This is a genomic window from Micromonospora sp. NPDC000668, from assembly GCF_042897975.1.
Classification (GTDB): Bacteria; Actinomycetota; Actinomycetes; order Mycobacteriales; family Micromonosporaceae; genus Micromonospora.
This window is the reverse complement of record NZ_JBIAYP010000007.1, coordinates 179240-196761: the sequence shown is the minus strand read 5'-3', so window position 1 is coordinate 196761 and position 17522 is coordinate 179240. Positions and strand designations below refer to the sequence as shown.

15 protein-coding genes are annotated in these 17522 nt (G+C 71.3%); 11 read left to right on the top strand and 4 right to left on the bottom strand.

What is annotated here, in order from left to right; translation table 11 throughout:
- Positions 1 to 58: 58 nt before the first annotated feature.
- Positions 59 to 214 (bottom strand): hypothetical protein, encoded by a 156-nt coding sequence (locus ACFY29_RS31045; protein ID WP_386991801.1) that lies wholly within the window; start codon positions 212 to 214, stop codon positions 59 to 61.
- A 528-nt stretch (positions 215 to 742) separates the two neighbouring features.
- On the opposite strand from ACFY29_RS31045, the gene ACFY29_RS31040 reads away from it, so the two are divergent.
- The 3 genes from ACFY29_RS31040 to ACFY29_RS31030 all read left to right on the top strand — a co-directional run bounded on the left by ACFY29_RS31040 (position 743) and on the right by ACFY29_RS31030 (position 6710).
- Complete coding sequence (locus ACFY29_RS31040; RefSeq protein WP_386991799.1) at positions 743 to 2986, top strand: serine/threonine protein kinase; 2244 nt, start codon at positions 743 to 745, stop codon at positions 2984 to 2986.
- A 261-nt stretch (positions 2987 to 3247) separates the two neighbouring features.
- Complete coding sequence (locus ACFY29_RS31035) at positions 3248 to 5434, top strand: FUSC family protein (protein WP_386991797.1); 2187 nt, start codon at positions 3248 to 3250, stop codon at positions 5432 to 5434.
- Between the two features lie 238 nt (positions 5435 to 5672).
- A complete protein-coding gene (locus ACFY29_RS31030) occupies positions 5673 to 6710 on the top strand; it encodes an aminotransferase class V-fold PLP-dependent enzyme (protein ID WP_386991795.1) in 1038 nt (345 codons plus the stop codon).
- A 21-nt stretch (positions 6711 to 6731) separates the two neighbouring features.
- On the opposite strand, the gene ACFY29_RS31025 is transcribed toward ACFY29_RS31030, so the two are convergent.
- A complete protein-coding gene (locus ACFY29_RS31025; RefSeq protein ID WP_386991793.1) occupies positions 6732 to 7904 on the bottom strand; it encodes an acyl-CoA dehydrogenase family protein in 1173 nt (390 codons plus the stop codon).
- Positions 7905 to 8001: 97 nt separating this feature from the next.
- Here ACFY29_RS31025 and ACFY29_RS31020 point away from each other — a divergent pair, with 97 nt between their 5' ends.
- The 3 genes from ACFY29_RS31020 to ACFY29_RS31010 are packed head-to-tail and all read left to right on the top strand — an operon-like array spanning position 8002 to position 11271.
- Positions 8002 to 8667: a TetR/AcrR family transcriptional regulator gene (locus ACFY29_RS31020; RefSeq protein ID WP_328426004.1), complete on the top strand. Its 666-nt coding sequence runs from the start codon at positions 8002 to 8004 to the stop codon at positions 8665 to 8667.
- Positions 8668 to 8722: 55 nt separating this feature from the next.
- The gene (locus ACFY29_RS31015) at positions 8723 to 10180 is read left to right on the top strand and encodes an aldehyde dehydrogenase family protein (RefSeq protein WP_386991791.1); all 1458 of its coding nucleotides are present in this window, start codon (positions 8723 to 8725) and stop codon (positions 10178 to 10180) included.
- Complete coding sequence (locus tag ACFY29_RS31010; RefSeq protein WP_386991789.1) at positions 10177 to 11271, top strand: alcohol dehydrogenase catalytic domain-containing protein; 1095 nt, start codon at positions 10177 to 10179, stop codon at positions 11269 to 11271. The genes ACFY29_RS31015 and ACFY29_RS31010 overlap by 4 nt, the downstream gene beginning before the upstream one ends.
- Here ACFY29_RS31010 and ACFY29_RS31005 read toward each other — a convergent pair.
- Together ACFY29_RS31005 and ACFY29_RS31000 are read right to left on the bottom strand one after the other, a co-directional pair.
- On the bottom strand, positions 11255 to 11503 hold the full coding sequence (locus tag ACFY29_RS31005) for a TetR/AcrR family transcriptional regulator C-terminal domain-containing protein (protein ID WP_386991787.1): 249 nt from the start codon (positions 11501 to 11503) through the stop codon (positions 11255 to 11257). The genes ACFY29_RS31010 and ACFY29_RS31005 overlap by 17 nt on opposite strands.
- 54 nt (positions 11504 to 11557) lie before the next feature.
- Complete coding sequence (locus ACFY29_RS31000; RefSeq protein ID WP_328426014.1) at positions 11558 to 12415, bottom strand: SPFH domain-containing protein; 858 nt, start codon at positions 12413 to 12415, stop codon at positions 11558 to 11560.
- 224 nt (positions 12416 to 12639) lie between these two features.
- Between ACFY29_RS31000 and ACFY29_RS30995 the strand changes: the two genes are divergently transcribed.
- Genes ACFY29_RS30995 through ACFY29_RS30975 form a run of 5 tightly spaced genes read left to right on the top strand, consistent with a single transcriptional unit; the run spans position 12640 to position 17288 of the window.
- On the top strand, positions 12640 to 13401 hold the full coding sequence (locus ACFY29_RS30995; RefSeq protein WP_328426016.1) for an ABC transporter ATP-binding protein: 762 nt from the start codon (positions 12640 to 12642) through the stop codon (positions 13399 to 13401).
- Entirely contained in the window at positions 13388 to 14080 is a 693-nt protein-coding gene (locus ACFY29_RS30990; RefSeq protein WP_328426018.1) for an ABC transporter ATP-binding protein, read from the top strand. The genes ACFY29_RS30995 and ACFY29_RS30990 overlap by 14 nt, the downstream gene beginning before the upstream one ends.
- 53 nt (positions 14081 to 14133) lie before the next feature.
- Positions 14134 to 15384, top strand: coding sequence for an ABC transporter substrate-binding protein (locus tag ACFY29_RS30985; protein ID WP_328426020.1), 1251 nt, complete (start codon positions 14134 to 14136; stop codon positions 15382 to 15384).
- A 12-nt stretch (positions 15385 to 15396) separates the two neighbouring features.
- The gene (locus ACFY29_RS30980; RefSeq protein WP_109818387.1) at positions 15397 to 16278 is read left to right on the top strand and encodes a branched-chain amino acid ABC transporter permease; all 882 of its coding nucleotides are present in this window, start codon (positions 15397 to 15399) and stop codon (positions 16276 to 16278) included.
- Entirely contained in the window at positions 16275 to 17288 is a 1014-nt protein-coding gene (locus ACFY29_RS30975; protein ID WP_328426025.1) for a branched-chain amino acid ABC transporter permease, read from the top strand. Before ACFY29_RS30980 ends, ACFY29_RS30975 begins: the two co-directional genes overlap by 4 nt.
- The last annotated feature ends 234 nt before the right edge of the window (positions 17289 to 17522 follow it).

The following is a 17522-nucleotide window of genomic DNA, read 5'->3' as shown; positions in this document are numbered from 1 at the left end:
GATCACTGGTTGCCGGTTTCCGTCGTGTCTTTGGCGGACCCCCGGGAAGAGCGGCTTTTCACCAATGCAGGGTGTAGTCGGGGTCTGAATCCGCCTGTCTCGAGTAGGGATCGGGCGATGTAGTTGGTGAAGTTGCGGAAGCCGAGGGCAAGGAACTCACGCCGATCGGCACCGGCTTCGTCAACCTGATCAAGATGATGATCAGCCCGGTCATCTTCTGCACCATAGCCGATTCGCTGGATCGGCCCTTTTTGATTTCTCCGTGGACAACACCGTGTCGTCAGACACCGCTACGTCTTATCCCGCTAGTCGATAAACCACTCGCCATTGCTCCCGCGTCTGCATTGAGCTTCGCCGTCCACAGGCGACGCGGTGCGGTGGCGTGAATCAGTTGGGGAGACTGGCGGGCGAGCAACACCAGCAGGCACCGGAGCCTTCAGCCCGTAGACGGGCTGTTCACGCTGCCCTGGGTTGATTCCGGAGGGGCCGGGAGCCACGCATGTTTGGTTACTGTGGATTCGATGCATTCGGTGTTCATGGCCGCGTAGTCGATCTACGTGTTGGTAACATCGCGCTGGGCAACAATGCCTGGTGTCCATGGTGGAGTTGGTCGAAATGGTGGGGTGGGAACCGCCGATCCGACGTGTGACATACGTAACTGTCGGGTTCTCGCCTGCCGCAGAAATTGGGCATGTAATCATTGCCGGGTACATTTCCTGTCGTGCCCGACGCTTCTCGACAAATGATTGCCGATCGTTACCGATTGGTCCGTCCGCTCGGCCAGGGCGGGATGGGCCGCGTGTGGCAGGCCCGGGACGAGATGCTCCAGCGAGACGTGGCCATCAAGGAGTTGGTGGCGCCGCCCGGCCTGCGCGACGACGAACGCCGCGAGATGCGCGAACGGTCCATGCGCGAGGCGCGGGCCGTCGCCCGCCTGGGCCACATCAACGTGGTACGCGTCTTCGACGTGCTGCACTCGGGCGACGACCCGTGGATCGTGATGGAGCTCGTCCCGTCCCGATCCCTGCATGAGGTGCTCGAAGCCGAGGGGCCGATGTCGGCGGCCCGCGCCGCGCGGATCGGGCTGGGCGTGCTGAGTGCGCTGCGGGCCGCACACCGGGCCGGCGTACTGCACCGGGACGTGAAGCCGGCCAACGTGCTGCTCGCCGACGACGGCCGGGTGGTGCTGACCGATTTCGGGCTGGCCACCCTCCCCGGCGATCCGCGGATGACCCAGACCGGGATGGTGCTCGGCTCACCGGCGTACCTCGCACCGGAGCGGGTCACCGACGGCGACGTCGGCCCGGCCGCCGACCTCTGGTCGCTCGGCGCCACCCTCTACGCGGCGGTCGAGGGCCGCACCCCGTATCACCGCTCGTCTCCGATGGCGACGCTGGCAGCGCTCGCCACCGAGGCGCCACCATCGGCCCAGCGAGCCGGCCAACTGACCCCGCTCCTTGAAGGACTGCTGCGTCGAGAGCCGGATCAACGGATCAGCGCCGAGGAGGCGGATCGCCTCCTGCGGCACGCCGCCGACCAGGGCAACCCGGTCGGCCCGACGCCCGCCGCGTCGGGACCGGCCGTGCCGTCCACGCGGATCAACACCGGCGACGGTACGCCCCGATCGATCGTGCCCGAGTTCGTCACCGCCGGGTCCGGCGGGCCGGTCGATCCGTCGACCGACCCACCGGCGAACGCCACGTCGCCGCCTCCTGCCGTGACGACGGACTCGTTGCCGGCGGTCTCCGCGACATCGTCCGGGTCCGACCCGAGCTCGTCAATTCCCGAGTCGGCCGCGCCGCCGGACCCCGCGGCCGGTCCGACCAGCGGCCCGGCCCGGCGGCGTCGGGGTTGGCTGGTCGGCTCGATCGCCGCTGCCGTACTGGTCGTGCTGGTGGTGAGCGCGTCGCTGCTGAGCGGCCGGCCATTCGGCGAAGCGGGCAGAGCGGCGCCGACCGCCAATCCCTCTCCAATCGCCGAAGAGGCGGTGTCCCAGGTGCTGCCGCCGCCGTCGGCCGGCTGGCGCTACCACCGGGACGACCCCCGCTTCCTCGTGCCGGTGCCGGACGGCTGGCGGTCGCAACGCGTTGGCGAGGGGGTCGAATTCCGCGAGTCGGGCGGCAGCCGACAGTTCGTCCTCGACGAACTCCGGCCGATCCCCGCGGATCTGGTCGCCGGGCTACGAACGCGGGAAAAGTCGGAGCGTCAACGGTACGGCAACTACCGGCGGGTCCGGCTCGCCGCGCTGAACTACCAGGTGCGGGCGGCTGAGTGGGAGTGGACGTACACCGATGCCAACGGCACGCCGATGCGGGCGACGAGCCGCGCCTTCGTCGATCGCAATGGGCACGCGTACACGATCGGCTGGACCACCTCGGACGCCGAATGGTCGGTCAGCCGGGGGATCTTCGAGCTGATCACGGATGGCTTCCAGGGGCTGCCGCTAGCCGCCGGTCCGCCGTCCGGATCGGCGAGTGCCCCACCGGCAGGAGGTGCGGGGCGCCCGTCGACCGGGTCGGGCAGTGGTTCGACGGCCGCTGCGGGGATCCCAGGGCAGCAGCCCTCGGCGACGGCGGCTCCACCACCCGCTGCGCCGGTCCGGCCGGCCGGCGCCAAGCAGATCGTCGGCAAGGAGACCGGGCTCTGCCTCAACAGCGGCGAACGCGACGGCGTGCGGGTTACGCTGCGCAAGTGCCAGGAGGTGCGGAACCAGTGGTGGTCCTTCTCGTCCGACGGCACCATCCGGGTAGGCAGCCTCTGCCTGGACGTCGCCTGGGGTGAGAAGCGCGACGGCGTTGCCGTGCAGTCCGCCAACTGCACCACCGTGCATGCCCAGAAGTGGGAGTGGATCGAGAAGGACGGGCGCCGCTCACTTTTCAACCGCCTGACCGGCAGGTGTCTGGACGTCGACGGCCACGCGGCGGGCGCGCCGATGATGATCTGGACCTGCGTGTTCAACGCGAAGCAGACGTTCAACCAGAAATAGGCTGCTGTCAGCGGCGATGATGCCCGCCATCGCGGTACCGGACCGACACAGTCAGTGTCGCCACGTCCATTGCCGACGGTCACGTCCGCTCCGACGACGACCCGGCCCCAATGCAACGGGAACGCCAATCAGAAAGGCGGGCCAGCTGAGCCCCCGGGCCGAGTGGGCGGCATAGCTGACGATTCGCAGCGAAAGCCGCCGCCACCGGGGAAGATGGTCAAACGGGGATAGGGGCGTGGCGACGAACCCGGGGGACCAGGCGTGCTCGGAACCAGCCTCCTGGGCCGGCTTCGTCGTCGTGACCCAGGGGATGCCGTCCTGCGGCGTGCTGCACGCCTGACACTCGTCGCCTCCCTCGTCTTCTACGCCTGCCGCTACGGCGCGGGGAACCCGGTGCTCGCGACGTACGGGCTGTTCGGCACGGTCGCCGCCGGGTCGTTCGCGCAGTTGCCCGGCCCGGCGCGCCAGCGGGCGCGGATCCTGATCACGTCGCTGCCGGTGGTCTGGGCGCTGATCACCGTGGGCACGCTGCTGGCGTGGAGCACCTGGGCGGCGGCCGGCGGGATGCTGGTCATCGGGTTCGTCGTGGCGTTCGCCGGGGTCGGCAACCCGCGCCTCGTCGGGCTGGGCAGCGCGTTCCAGCTCTTCTACATCCTGGCGTCGTTCCCGCCGTACCAACCGGGCACCCTGCCGCAGCGGCTGGGTGGGGTCACGCTCGCCATCGTGCTGCTCGCTGTGGCCGAGGTGGTCCTCTGGCCCGATCCGGTTCCGGTCTCCTACCGGCAACGACTTACCGACGCGGCGGATGGCGTCGCGGCGTTCCTCAATGCCACGTCGGACGCGCTGGCCGACCCGCACGGCGGTCACGGCGGTCGGGAGACGCACCGCGAGCGGGCGTACGGCGCGGTGGCGGGGCTCGCGCTGAGCCGTACTCCCGCGGCCTGGGCACCGATCGCCGCCGGCGCTCGTGATCGGGCGCTGCGGATCTGCGCGTCGGCGCTGCGGGAGGTCCTCGCAGAGGCGGACCGGCTGGCGACGGACGGCCCACCGGTGCTGTCTCCGGACCTGGCGGCGGCGCGGCTGCTGCGGTCGTGCGCCGACACGACCCGTGTCGCCGGCCGGAGCCTGTCGCCGGGTGGGCCGCCGGTTGACCTCGGCGACCTGGACGCCGCGATCGGGCGGGCCGAGGTGGCGTACCCCGCTGGGCAGGACGGCGGCCGCGACGTGCCGGACGTGTTCCGGTTGTGCCGGGACGCCACCGCGCTGGCCCTCGCCGACCAGGTGCGGGTCTTCGCGGTCGGGACCCGGGTGGCCAGCGGATCGCGACTCGACGACGGGGATACCTACTCAGGGCTCTTCGAGTACGCGAGGCGCAGTCCATGGACGTTGTACTGGCGGCAGTTCCGCGCCCACCTGGCGCCCCGCTCCGAACACCTGCACAGCTCGCTGCGGCTGGCCGTGGCGCTGGCCATCGCCCGGGTGGCCGCCGGGGTGTTGCAGCTCACCCACGGCTTCTGGGTGCTGCTGGCCACCCTCACCGTCCTGCGCACCTCGGCCGCTGACACCCGCACCGCGCTGCGGCCCGCGGTGCTGGGCACGATCGCCGGCGCCGTCGTCAGCGGACTGCTGATGTTCGTCATCGACGAGCCGATCGTCTACGCCGTCGCGTTGCCGTTCGCGCTGATGCTGGCCTTCGGCGTCGGTCGCCTGCTGGGTCCGGTCTGGCAACAGGCGCTGTTCACCCTGCTGCTGACGTTCGTCTTCGCCCAGCTCGGCCCCAAAGGATGGCGGCTCGCCGAGGCCCGCCTGGTCGACGTTGTGCTCGGCGCGGTGATCGGCGTGCTGGTCGGCGTGGCGATGTGGCCGCGCGGCGCAAGCCACGACCTTCGGCCCAACGCCGCCCGCTACCTGGCGGCCAGCGGAGACGCGGTCGAGCAGACCGTCCAGGCGCTGCTCGGCGGTCCTCCGCCCGACCGTGCCTTCCACCGGGTCGGTCAACGGATGATCCTGGTCGACTCGTCGCACTGCCAGTACCACTCGGAGCGGCACGATCCGTCGAGCCGGCGAGTGGACTGGGACGCGGTCCTGGGCGCCGGGCACCACGTGATGTCCGGCGCTGAGTCGCTGCTGCGGCGCAACCCGCCCGGCTGCCTCGCCGGCTGGCCGCCGGCCACGGCATTGCTGCGGGAGTCCGCCGGCGAGCTGCGCTCGGCGTACGACGACCTCGCCGACCATGTCGAGCACGGCCGGCCTTCGGGGCCGGTGCCCACCCCGCCCGGCTGCGTCGACGAACTCGACCGGATCCGCCCGTTGCTCGGCGAGGTCGACTCGCGGTCCTCGGTCCGGCATCTGGTGGAGGCCGATCGGTGGCTCGCCAGTCTCGCCGACGGCCTCGCCCGGATCCACCCGCCCGCCCCTGATTCGGCCGACCGAGACGGGAAGGCGTGAGCCCGAGGGTGGGATGCGCTTGGATGACGCCGGATCCGAGCAGCTCAACAAGGCTGCTGGACCGGCAGGGTGTCGGCGGCGAGCGTGATACCTCAGCGGCATTTCTATACCTCAGAGTCATCACGCTTGTTACGGCGATGCCCGCCCGCCGCCGACGGGTAGCTCATCGGTGTGCCGCAGGCCGCCGGTCGCCAATTGGCCGTGCCCATGCCAGGGCGCTCCGCCTAGCGTCGGTCGCGTGGACATTGAGCAGGCACAGAAGCTCTGGCAGCCGGAGCCCGGCTGGTTGAACACCGCCTCCTACGGGTTGCCGCCCGAGCCGGCCTGGACGGCGATGCAGGAGGCTCTGGCCGACTGGCGGGTCGGCCGGACGTCCTGGGAGGGCTGGGGGGACTCGGTGAACCGGGCCCGGACCGCGTTCGCCGGCCTGATCGGGGTGCCGGGCGAGGACGTGGCGGTCGGCGCGACCGCCTCGCAGATGCTGGCTCCGGTCGCGGCGTCGCTGCCGGCCGGTACGACGGTGCTGGTTCCCGAGGTCGAGTTCACCTCGAACCTCTTCCCCTGGCTGGTGCAGGAGGAGCGCGGCGTCAACGTCCGCACCGTGCCGCCGGGAGGGCTGGTCGACGCGATCGACGCCGACACCGACCTGGTCGCGTTCAGCCTGGTGCAGTCGGCCGACGGCGCTGTCGTGGCGTACGACGAGATTGTGGTGGCGGCCCGCGCGCACGGTGCGCTGGTCGTGGTGGACGCGAGCCAGGCGTGCGGCTGGCTGCCGTTCGACGGGAGCCTGGCCGACGTGGTGGTGGTGAGCGGTTACAAGTGGGTGATGGGCCCGCGTGGCTGCGCGTACGCCTATCTGGCCCCGGCGTTGCGTGACCGGCTGCGCCCGGACGCCGCCGGCTGGTACGCGGGCCGCGACCCGCACGCCTCCTACTACGGCCCGCCGCTGCGGTTGGCCGACGACGCTCGCCGGTTCGACATCTCACCGGCCTGGTTCAGCTGGGTCGGGGCCGCGCCCGCCCTGGAGTTGATCGCCGAGATCGGCGTGCCGGCGATCCAGGCGCACGACGTGGCGCTGGCCAACCGGTTCCTGACCGGGCTGGGCCGGGCGCCGGGGGAGAGCGCGATCGTCACCGTCGACGTGCCCGACGCGGAGCGGCGGCTGGCGGCGGCCGGAATCCGCGCGGCGGTACGGGCCGGGCGGGTCCGGGCGTCGTTCCACCTCTACTCCACCGAGGCCGATGTGGACGCCGCGCTGACGGCGCTGACCGGCTGAGCCGGTCAGCGCCACGCCCGCTCAGGCCAGGTGACCGCCGATCTTCGTGTACCCGCGCAGCAGGTCCCGCGAGATGATCAGCCGCTGCATCTCGTCGGTGCCCTCGAAGATCCGGTACAGCCGGACCTGCCGGTACCAGCGCTCGATGGGCAGCTCCCGGGTGTAGCCCATGCCGCCGTGGATCTGGAGCACCCGGTCGACCACCCGGTTGACCATGCCGGCGCCGTAGAGCTTGCCCATCGACGAGGCGTGTCGGGGGTCCATGCCCTGGTCGACCGTCCACGCCGACTTCAGCACCAGCCAGCGGGCGGCCTCCAGCTCGGTCTCCGAGTCGGCGATCATCCACTGGATGGCCTGGTTGGTGCCGATCTTCGCGCCGAAGGTCTCCCGGGTGTTGGCGTGGTCGATCGCCATCTGCAGGACCCGTTCGGCGATGCCGATGGCGTGCGACGGGATGGTGTAGCGGCCCTTGCCGATCCACTCCATGCCGAGGGTAAAGCCCTGCCCGATCTCGCCGAGGATATTGCGGTGCGGCACGCGGACGCCGTCGAAGATCAGCGACGCCGGGCCGCCCTCGCCCATGGTCTGGATGAACTCCGAGCGCCAGCCCATTGACCGGTCCACCAGGAACGCGGTGGCCCCGCCGTTGCGGGCGCCCTTCTCCCGGTCGGTCACCGCCACCACGATGGCGAAGTCGGCGTCGTTGCCGCCGGTGATGAAGGTCTTCTCGCCGTCGAGGATCCAGTCGTCGCCGTCGCGGCGGGCGGACAGCCGGATGTTCGCCGCGTCCGACCCGGCGCCCGGCTCGGTGATCGCGAAGCAGGAGCGCCGTTCGCCCTCGATGGTCGGGATGAGGAACTCCCGCTTCTGCTCCTCGGTGGCGTGGAACAGAATGTTGTCCGCCTCGCCGCCGAAGCGGAACGGCACGAAGGTGTGGCCCAGCTCCGTCCAGATCAGTGACTGGAGTACGGCCGGCAGGTCCATCCCGCCGTACTCCTCCGGCGTGGCCAGGCCCCAGAACCCGAACTTGCGGGCCTTGAGTTGCAGCTCGCGCACCTCGGAGTGGTCCAGGCCCGGCTGGTGCGCGCGCTCCCGGCGGAGCACCTCCGCCTCCAGCGGCATCACCTCGCGGCGGATGAACGACCGGACGGTGTCCCGTACCGCCCGCTCCTCGTCGGTCAGCGAAAAGTCCACGGTGGTCCTCCTGGCGTTGGCGCAGCTGGTCACCCTTAAACTAGCGGTGTAAGTTTTGCTGCGTCCAGACCCTACTGCCGAGACCGCGAGGAGCGCAGTGCCCCGACCACGTCAGCCCCGGCTCACCCGGCAGCTCATCGTCGAGACCGCCGCGGCGGTGATCGACGCTGAGGGCCTGTCGGCGTTCTCCACCCGCCGGCTCGCCGCCGAGCTGGGCGTGCGCGGTCCCTCGCTCTACAACCACTTCGCCACCAAGGACGAGATCCTGGACGCGGTGGCCGACACGGTCGCCGCCGCCGTCGACACCAGCGGCTTCGCCAGCCGGGACTGGGCCGCCGCGCTGCGCGACTGGGCCTGGTCGTACCGACGGGCGCTCACCGCGCACCCGAACATCGTGCCGTTCCTGGCTCAGGGGCCCGGGCGTCGGCCCGCCGCGCTGGCCATGGCCGACGCGGTCTACGGCGGGCTGGTGCGTGCCGGCTGGCCGCCGGCCCGGGCCACCCACATCGGGGCGGCGCTGCGCTACTTCGTGGCCGGGTCGGCGCTTGGCTCGTTCGCTCGGGGCTTCGTCGAGGACCCCGAGCTGTACGCCGCGCACTATCCGCACCTGCGCCAGGCGCACCGGCTCGCCGAGCACCAGCAGAGCGTGGACGAGGGCGCCTTCGCCCTCGGCCTGGACGCCCTGCTGCACGGCCTGGCCGCCGAGTACGCCCGCACCGTCGGCCCACTCGACCCGGTGGAGTCCGCCCGGCCCAGCGGGTAGCGTCCAAACTCCCAGCGCTAGTTTCCTCGCCCATCGCCCACCCCGAAGGGACGACATGGACCTCGCCGCCCCGCCGTCGCAGGTGCTGCCCGACGCCCTGCGCCTCCGGCGCCACCTGCACATCGCCGGCGAGTGGACCGAGTCCACCGCCAGCGACGTGATCGGAGTGGAGAACCCGAGCACCGGTGAGCTGATCGGGCAGGTGCCGGCCGGCACCCCGGCCGACGTGGCCCGCGCCGTCGCCGCGGCCCGCGCCGCCTTCCCCGGCTGGTCGGCCGCCGCCCCCGCCGAGCGGTCCGCTCACCTCGACCTGCTGCACACCGCGCTCGCCGCGCGTGCCGACGACCTCGCCCGCACGATCGCCGTGGAGATGGGCGCGCCGCTCAAGCTCGCCACCCGGGTGCAGGTCGGGTTGCCGCTGACCGTGCTGCGCGACCACGTCGCGCTCGCCGCCCGCCCCCCGGTCGAGGAGAGCATCGGCAACTCCCTCGTCGTCCGCGAACCGATCGGGGTGGTCGGCGCGATCACCCCGTGGAACTACCCACTGCACCAGGTGATGGCGAAGCTGGCGCCCGCGTTGGCGGCCGGCTGCACGGTGGTGCTCAAGCCCAGCGAGCTGACCCCGTTGACCGCGTACCTGCTCTTCGACGCCGTCACCGAGGCCGGGCTGCCGCCGGGTGTGCTCAACCTGGTCCCCGGCACCGGCCCGGTGGTCGGCGAGGCGCTCGCCGGGCACCCCGACGTCGACCTGGTCTCGTTCACCGGCTCCACCGCCACCGGCGCGCGGATCATGCGGCTCGCCGCCGACCGGATCGCCCGGGTCGCGCTGGAGCTGGGCGGCAAGTCCGCCAACGTGATCCTTCCCGACGCCGACCTGGCCACCGCCGTCAAGGTGGGCGTCGGCAACGCCCTGATCAACTCCGGCCAGACCTGCACCGCGTGGACCCGGATGCTGGTGCACCGCGACCGGTACGCCGAGGCACTCGACCTGATCGCCGCGGCGGTGGCCGGCTACCGCCTCGGCGACCCGTTCGACCCGGCCACCCGGCTCGGCCCACTGGTCTCCGCCGCCCAGGCCGAGCGGGTCCGCGGCCACGTCGACCGGGCCCTCGCCGACGGCGCCCGACTGGTCGTCGGCGGCCCGGACGCCCCGGTGCCCGCCCGGGGGCATTTCGTCGCCCCGACCGTCTTCGCCGACGTCCATCCGGACAGCGCGCTCGCCCAGGAAGAGGTCTTCGGCCCGGTGCTCGCCGTCATCCCGTTCGACAACACCGACGAGGCGGTGGCCATCGCCAACAACTCGAAGTACGGGCTGGCCGGGGCGGTCTGGTCGGCCGACACGGACGCCGCGCTGGCGGTGGCCCGGCGGCTGCGCACCGGCGCCGTCGACATCAACGGCGCGCAGTTCAACCCGCTCGCCCCGTTCGGCGGTTACAAGCAGTCCGGCCTCGGCCGGGAGTTGGGCGTGCACGGCCTCGCCGAGTTCTGCGAGCTGAAGGCGATCCAGCGATGAGCGGCCCGGTCACCGTGCGGGCGCTGGTCGCGCGCGGGTCCGGCGCCGAGCTGCGGGTCGAGCAGGTACGCCTGCCTGCGCCCGGCCCCGGTGAGCTGCGGGTGACGATCCACGCCGCCGGCGTCTGCCACTCCGACCTGTCCATGGTGAACGGCACCCTCGCCGCGAAGTTCCCGCTGGTGCTCGGGCACGAGGCGACCGGGGTGGTGGCCGAGGCCGGGCCGGGCAGCCGGCTGGCGGTCGGCACGCCGGTGGTGCTCAACTGGGCGCCCGCCTGCCGGGCCTGCTGGTGGTGTCAGCACGACGAGCCGTGGCTCTGCGCCGCCAACACCGCGCCGACCGTGGCGCGCGGCGAGACCGACGACGGCACCCCGCTGCACCTCACCCTCGGCCTCGGCGCGCTCGCCGAGGCGGTGGTGGTGCCCGAGAGCGCCGTCATCCCGATCCCCGCCGGGCTGCCCCCCGAGCGGGCCGCCCTGCTCGGCTGCGCGGTGCTCACCGGCGCCGGCGCGGTCCGCAGCACCGCCCGAGTGGCTCCCGGCGAGTCGGTGGCGGTGATCGGGCTCGGCGGGGTCGGGCTCGCCGTGCTCACCGCGGCCCGCCGGGCCGGCGCCACGCCGATCCTCGCCGTCGACGTCGCCGAGGCGAAGCGCGACCTGGCGCTCGCCGCCGGCGCGACCGACTTCCTGCTCTCCGACGACGGGCTCTCCAAGGACGTGCGGGCGCGCACCGAGGGTCGGGGCGTCGACCACGCCTTCGAGTGCGTCGGTCGCGCCGCCACCATCCGAGCGGCCTGGCGGCTCACCCGGCGCGGGGGAGTGGTGACCGTGGTCGGCATGGGCGCCAAGGACGACATGGTCAGCCTCGGCGCGCTGGACATCTTCCACTCCGCCCGTACGCTGCGCTCCTCGGTGTACGGCTCGTCCGACCCCGACCGCGAGGTGCCCGAGCTGGCCCGGGCCGCGCTCGACGGCACCCTGGACCTCGCGCCGTTGGTCAGTGGGGTGGTCACCCTCGACGAGGCGCCGGCCGCGTTCGATCGGCTGGCCCGGGGCGAGGGCGCCCGCTGGGTGGTCAGCTTCCCGGGCTGAGCTGAGGTTCGGCCGGCGGCCGCTGCTCGATCAGCGCGGCGTAGCCGTCGAGGAGCCGCCGCAGGCCGAACTCGAAGACGCTCTCCAGGTCGAGGTCCAGGTCGCCCTCGTCAATGAGCGCGGCCATCGTGGAGTAGCCGCCGCTCGCGATCACGTGCTGGAACGTGGTCACCTGGCGGTCCACCCACTGCTCGTCGGTGAGGCCGCTGTCCTGCTCCGCCTGCGCCCGCATCTCCAGGTTCGTCGGGTGACCCGGCCCACCCGGTGCGGGTGGGGCCGGTCCCGGTCACTTGCCGGTGACGATGCCCGGGTTGATGCAGAGACCCGGGTTGGCGCCGTTCTTCTCGGCGATCTCCAGGCAGCGGGTCACCTTGTCGACCTTCGCGTTGGTCTCGGTGATCTGCTTGGAGATCTCGGCGTTTTTGCGGTCCTGCTCCAGGTTGCGGGTCTGTGCCAGCTTGTCCTGGAACGCCTTGATGTTGCTCTCGGTCTTTTCGTCGTGGTTCACCCGGGTGATGGTCACCGAGAGGATGTCCACGTCGGTGGCGAGCCGGGTGTCCGCGCTGGCCTTGATGTTCGCCGCGAACGGCTTCAGGTCGACGTTGAGGTCACCGGTCTGTGCGTCGATCTTCTCCAGCGGGTTGTACGCGGCGAACGCGTCGTTGACCGCGCTGTCGAGCTGCACGCCCACCCGCTGGCCCCGGAAGCTGGTGAAGTCTCCCTTGTAGTCCATGAACTGCTTCGGCGCGTTCTCCGGCTTGACCTGCCACTCGATGAGCACCTCGACGCAGGCGTCGGCGAGCGTGCCGGTGCGGACCCGGACACAGTTGTTGCCGCCGATGTGGTCGTACTTCTGCCGGCCCGCGTCCCACTCGCCGACCTTCTGCCAGGGGGCCACCCACTTCAGGCCGGATCCGGTCACCTCGCCGGTGGGCTTGCCGAAGCTGGTGACGATGCCGACCGAGCGGATGGGCACCGAGTGGGCGCTGGAGGCGACGCCGATCAGCACGGTGACGGCGAGGAGGCCGAGCGCCGCGAGGGCGGCCGTTCGTTTCACCGCGCTTCTGGGGGCGACGAGCGCCAGGACGGCGCTGATCGCCAGGGCGACGGCGAAGACGATCGCCATGGTGAAGCCGACGGGCATGGGTTGGGGGCCTTTCGCTGGGCTGTGCGGATCATCAACCTAGGTGGCTCGGTCAAGGCGGCGACGCCGGGGAGTGGCGTTTGCGCACGTCTCCTGCCGGCCGAATATGGATGCCATCGACATGGCTCGACTCGCGGGGGCGGCCGTACGTTTCCTCCACGCGACGGCCCTGTGACCACGGTCACCGAATCGACCGTCGCCGCGACCATGCGGAGGATGAGGCGATGACCGGGCAAGCGCTCCTGTCGGCCCGAGGGCTGACCAGAGACTTCCGGGGCTTCCGGGCGGTCGACGACGTCGACCTCGACGTCGCGCCGGAGAGTGTGCACGCGCTGGTCGGCCCCAACGGCGCCGGCAAGACCACCCTGTTCAACCTGCTCACCGGCTTCCTGCGACCCAGCGGCGGGCGGATCGAGCTGGCCGGGCGGGACGTCACCGGGCTGCCCCCGGAGCAGGTCGCCCGGCTCGGCGTGGCCCGCTCGTTCCAGATCACCAGCCTCTTCCCGCAGCTCTCCGCCCGGGAGCACGTGGCGCTGGCCCTCCAGTCGTCGAGCGGGCTGGGCTGGCGGTTCTGGCGCTCGGCGAAGCTGATGGGCCGCTACACCGAGCGTGCCGACGAACTGCTGGCCATGGTGGGGCTGGCCGACCTGGCGGACGCCCCGTCCGAGTCGTTGGCGTATGGGCGCAAGCGCGCACTGGAGCTGGCGATCGCCCTGGCGCTGGACCCGAAGGTGCTGCTGCTCGACGAGCCGACCGCCGGGATGGGCCTCGAAGACGTCGACCGCACCGTCGAGCTGATCGGCCGGGTCCGCCAGGGCCGGACCGTGGTGATGGTCGAGCACAACATGAGCGTGGTCGGCCGGCTCGCCGACACGGTCACCGTGCTGCAGGCCGGCAAGGTCCTGGTCGAGGGCCCGTACGAGCAGGTCCGCGCGGACGAACGCGTGATCACCGCCTACTTGGGAGCCGCTGATGCTGCGCATTGAGAACCTCTCCGCCTGGTACGGCGAGGCGCAGGTGCTGCGGGACGCCAGCCTGGAGGTCGCCGCCGGTGAGGTGGTCACCCTGGTCGGGCGCAACGGCGCCGGCAAGTCCACCCTGCTGCGCTGCGTGATGGGCCTGCACTCCGGCCAGCGCGGCACGGTGGAACTGGACGGGCGCGACGTCGGGAAGCTGCCGGCGCACCGGCGGGCCCGGCTCGGGCTGGGCTGGGTACCCGACGACCGCGGGGCGTACGCCACGCTGACCGTCACCGAGAACCTGACGCTGCCGCCCCGGGTTGGTCCCGACCCGTGGTCGCTGGAGCGCGTGTACGAGGCGTTCCCCGCCCTCTACACCCGGCGCGACTCCGCGGCCACCATGCTCTCCGGCGGCGAGCAGCAGATGCTCGCGCTGGCCCGGGTGCTGCGGATGGGTGCCCGGCTGCTGCTCTGCGACGAGCCCACCGAAGGGCTCTCCCCACTGCTCGTGCAGCAGGTCGGTGACCTGCTGCGGGAGGCCAAGCGGCACGGGGTGACCGTGCTGCTGGTCGAACAGAACCTGCACTTCGCCACCGGTGTCGCCGACCGGCACTACCTGCTGGCCGAGGGACGCGTCGCCGAGGCGATGGACAACTCCGAGGTGCGCTCGCGGGAACGCGAGCTGCTGGCGTACCTCGGGATCTGATTTTTCTCTCAACAACGATCCGCGCGACGAAGCGCGGAATGGATGGAGTGGGCATGCGCAGGACGGTGGGTGTGGCCGCGGCGTCGGCCGCGGTGGTGCTGGTCGCCGGTTGTGGCGGCGGTGGACCCCAGGCGGGCGGCGACCAGAAGCTGACCGGCGACAAGATCGTGCTGGGCGTGCTCAACGACCAGTCGGGGGCGTACTCGGAGTTGTCCGGGAAGAACTCGGTGACGGCGGTGGAGATGGCCATCGCCGACTTCACCGCCAAGTACGGCGACAAGGCGGTGACCAAGGACATCACCGTGGAGACCGCCGACCACCAGAACAAGCCGGACGTGGCCAACTCCAAGGCCCAGGAGATGTACGACCGCAAGGGCGTCGACCTGATCCTGGACGTGCCCACCTCGTCGGCCGCGTTGAAGGTCGCCGACGTGGCCAAGGAGAAGAAGAAGCTCTACTTCAACATCGGCGCCGCGACGACCGACCTGACCGGCAAGAGCTGCAACAAGTACACCTTCCACTACGCCTACGACACGTACATGCTGGCCAACGGCACGGGGAAGACCACCACCGAGCAGATCGGCAAGAACTGGTACATCCTGTACCCGAACTACGCCTTCGGTCAGGACATGGAGAAGAGCTTCTCCACCGCCATCACGGCGGCCGGCGGCAAGGTCGTCGGCAAGGACGGCGCGCCGTTCCCGAACACCAGCGGCGACTTCTCCACGTTCCTGCTCAAGGCGCCGAACCTGAACCCGAAGCCGGACGTGCTGGGCACCATGCAGGCCGGTGCGGAGCTGGTCAACGTGGTGAAGCAGTACAACGAGTTCAAGCTGCGGGACAAGGGCGTCGGCCTCGCGGTGGGGCTGATGTTCCTCACCGACATCCACTCGCTCACCCCGGCGGCGCTGGCCGGCACCACGTACACCGACGCCTGGTACTGGAACTTCGACGCGAAGAACCGGGAGTTCGCCGACCGGTTCCAGCAGAAGGCCGGCACCCGACCGACCTTCGCGCACGCAGCCAACTACTCGGCGGCGTTGCAGTACCTGGAGGCGGTGCAGGCCGCCGGCACCGACGACGCGGACGCCGTCGTCAAGGGCCTGGAAGGCAAGACGATCGAGGACGTCTTCCTGCGCAACGGCAAGATCCGCGCCGAGGACCACCGGGTGGTGCACGACGCGTACCTGGCCCAGGTGAAGCCGCAGTCCGAGGTCACCGAGCCGTGGGACTACGTCAAGGTGCTCAAGACGATCCCCGCCGCGGAGGCGTTCCGCGCGCCGTCAGCGGACTGCAAGCTGTGAGCGTGTGACGCTGTGTCCGGATTCGCACAGAACACGTTCAACGGGTTGGTGAGCGGGGCGTTCTACGCCCTGCTCGCCCTCGGGCTCGCGGTCATCTTCGGCATGCTGCGGGTGGTCAACTTCGCCCACGGCGCGTTCTACATGCTCGGCGCGTTCGGCGCGTACGTGCTGCTCACCGAGGCGGGCGTGCCGTTCTGGGCGGCCCTGGTGATCATGCCGGTGGGGTTGGGCCTGCTCGGCATGGCGCTGGAGCGGGCGGTGATCCACCGACTGACCAGACTCGACCCGCTCTACAACTTCCTGCTCACCTTCGGCCTGACGCTGATCCTGCAGGATCTGGTGAAGCTGCGCTACGGCGTGCAGTCCAGCCCGTACGCCACCCCGTCGCTGTTGAGCGGGACGGTGAACTTCGGGCTCTTCGACTTCCCGACCTACCGGGTGTTCATCCTCGGCTTCGCGGTGCTGCTCTGCGTCGCGGTGTGGTGGGTGCTCACCCGGACCCGGATCGGCATGGTGGTCCGCGCGGCCACCGAGCGGCCCGACCTGACCCGGGCGTTCGGTATCGACGTCGGACGCTGGGTGACGCCGGTCTTCGGCTTCGGCATCGGGTTGGCCGGGCTGGCCGGCGTGCTGGCCGCGCCGATGCGCGCGGTCAACCCGCTGATGGGCGCCGATCTGATCATCGTGGTCTTCGCGGTGGTGGTGATCGGTGGGCTGGGCTCGATCTTCGGCTCGGTCGCCGCCGGTTTCGGCATCGGCCTGGTCCAGGCGTGGGGCGAGGCGTACCTGTCCAACTTTCCGATCGTGTCGCAGACGATCGTCTTCATCGTGATGGCCGTCGTGCTGCTCTGGCGGCCGGCCGGCCTGTTCGGTCGTGAGGAGGCGCCGGCATGACCAGCACTGTGGACACCCCGGCGGACGCGCCCCGAGCGGCGCCACCGTCCGGACTGGTCGCCGTGGCCCGCGCCCCTGGCTGGGTGCGGTACGCGCTGCTCGCCGTCGGGCTGGCCGCCGCCGCCTGGCTGCCCAACGGCCTCTACCCGGCGGTGGCGGTGGACATCCTCTGCTGGGCGCTGTTCGCGGTCGCCGTGGACCTGCTGCTCGGCTTCACCGGGCTGATGTCCTTCGGGCACGCCGCGTTCTGGGGCACCTCGGCGTACGTCACCGGGTTGGTGGCCATCCACGCCGGCCTGCCGTTCCCGCTGGCGGTGCTGGCCGGGGCGCTCGCCGCGGCCGTGCTGGCGGTGCCGATCGGTTACCTGGCGGTCAAGCGGACCGGCATCTACTTCGCCATGGTGACCCTGGCCTTCGCGCAGATGGTCTACTACGTCGCCAACGAGTGGCGCTCGGTGACCCAGGGCGAGAACGGCCTGCAGGGGGTGCCCCGGGAGTTGTTCGGCTGGGACCTCACCGACGACTACTACTTCTACTACGCCATCCTGCCGATCGTGCTGCTCGGGCTGGCCGCCGCCTGGCGGATCGTGCACTCGCCGTTCGGTCGGGTGCTGGTCGGCATCCGGGACAATCCGGCCCGGGCGCGGGCACTGGGCTATCCGGTGCACCGCTACAAGCTCACCGCGTTCGTGCTCTCCGGGTTCATCGCCGGGCTCGGCGGCGGGCTGTTCGCGGTCGGCCACCGCTTCGTCTCACTGGACGTGCTGCACTGGACCACCTCCGGCAAGGCGGTCATCGTGGTCGTGCTCGGCGGGATCGGCACGCTCTGGGGCGGGGTGCTCGGCGCCGGGATCGTGGTCCGGCTGGAGGACTGGTTGTCGTTCTCCGGGTTCGAGGCGATCGGCCTGGTCACCGGCGGCATCTTCGTCCTCGTCGTGGTGCTGTTCCGGCGCGGCATCTGGGGCAGCGCCGCCGCGCTGGCCCGCCGACTGGCGGCGCGCCGCCGGTAAATCCCGCGACGGCGCGTCCACCGCGCGCTGTCTCAGCGCACCCCCGGGTAGTAGGGAACACCTACCCGGGGGTGCGTCTGGTGCTGACCGATCCGATGCTGGCGGATGCCGTGCGAGGGCGTCCGGGTCGGGCTGGACGTGTACCGCCGGAGCCGGGCCGCAGCCTGCCCGGCGACCTCCCGACCGCATCGAGCGGGCGTGGGCCGAGCGTGACGCCCACCACATACGATACGG

What these genes read in the sequence shown, in the direction of transcription:
- ACFY29_RS31045 (WP_386991801.1), bottom strand. Translation starts at nt 214, where the DNA reads ATGACCGGGCTGATCATCATCTTGATCAGGTTGACGAAGCCGGTGCCG.
- ACFY29_RS31040 (WP_386991799.1), top strand. Translation starts at nt 743, where the DNA reads ATGATTGCCGATCGTTACCGATTGGTCCGTCCGCTCGGCCAGGGCGGG.
- ACFY29_RS31015 (WP_386991791.1), top strand. Translation starts at nt 8,723, where the DNA reads ATGGACCTCGCCGCCCCGCCGTCGCAGGTGCTGCCCGACGCCCTGCGC.
- ACFY29_RS31010 (WP_386991789.1), top strand. Translation starts at nt 10,177, where the DNA reads ATGAGCGGCCCGGTCACCGTGCGGGCGCTGGTCGCGCGCGGGTCCGGC.
- ACFY29_RS31005 (WP_386991787.1), bottom strand. Translation starts at nt 11,503, where the DNA reads ATGCGGGCGCAGGCGGAGCAGGACAGCGGCCTCACCGACGAGCAGTGG.
- ACFY29_RS31000 (WP_328426014.1), bottom strand. Translation starts at nt 12,415, where the DNA reads ATGCCCGTCGGCTTCACCATGGCGATCGTCTTCGCCGTCGCCCTGGCG.
- ACFY29_RS30995 (WP_328426016.1), top strand. Translation starts at nt 12,640, where the DNA reads ATGACCGGGCAAGCGCTCCTGTCGGCCCGAGGGCTGACCAGAGACTTC.
- ACFY29_RS30990 (WP_328426018.1), top strand. Translation starts at nt 13,388, where the DNA reads ATGCTGCGCATTGAGAACCTCTCCGCCTGGTACGGCGAGGCGCAGGTG.
- ACFY29_RS30985 (WP_328426020.1), top strand. Translation starts at nt 14,134, where the DNA reads ATGCGCAGGACGGTGGGTGTGGCCGCGGCGTCGGCCGCGGTGGTGCTG.
- ACFY29_RS30975 (WP_328426025.1), top strand. Translation starts at nt 16,275, where the DNA reads ATGACCAGCACTGTGGACACCCCGGCGGACGCGCCCCGAGCGGCGCCA.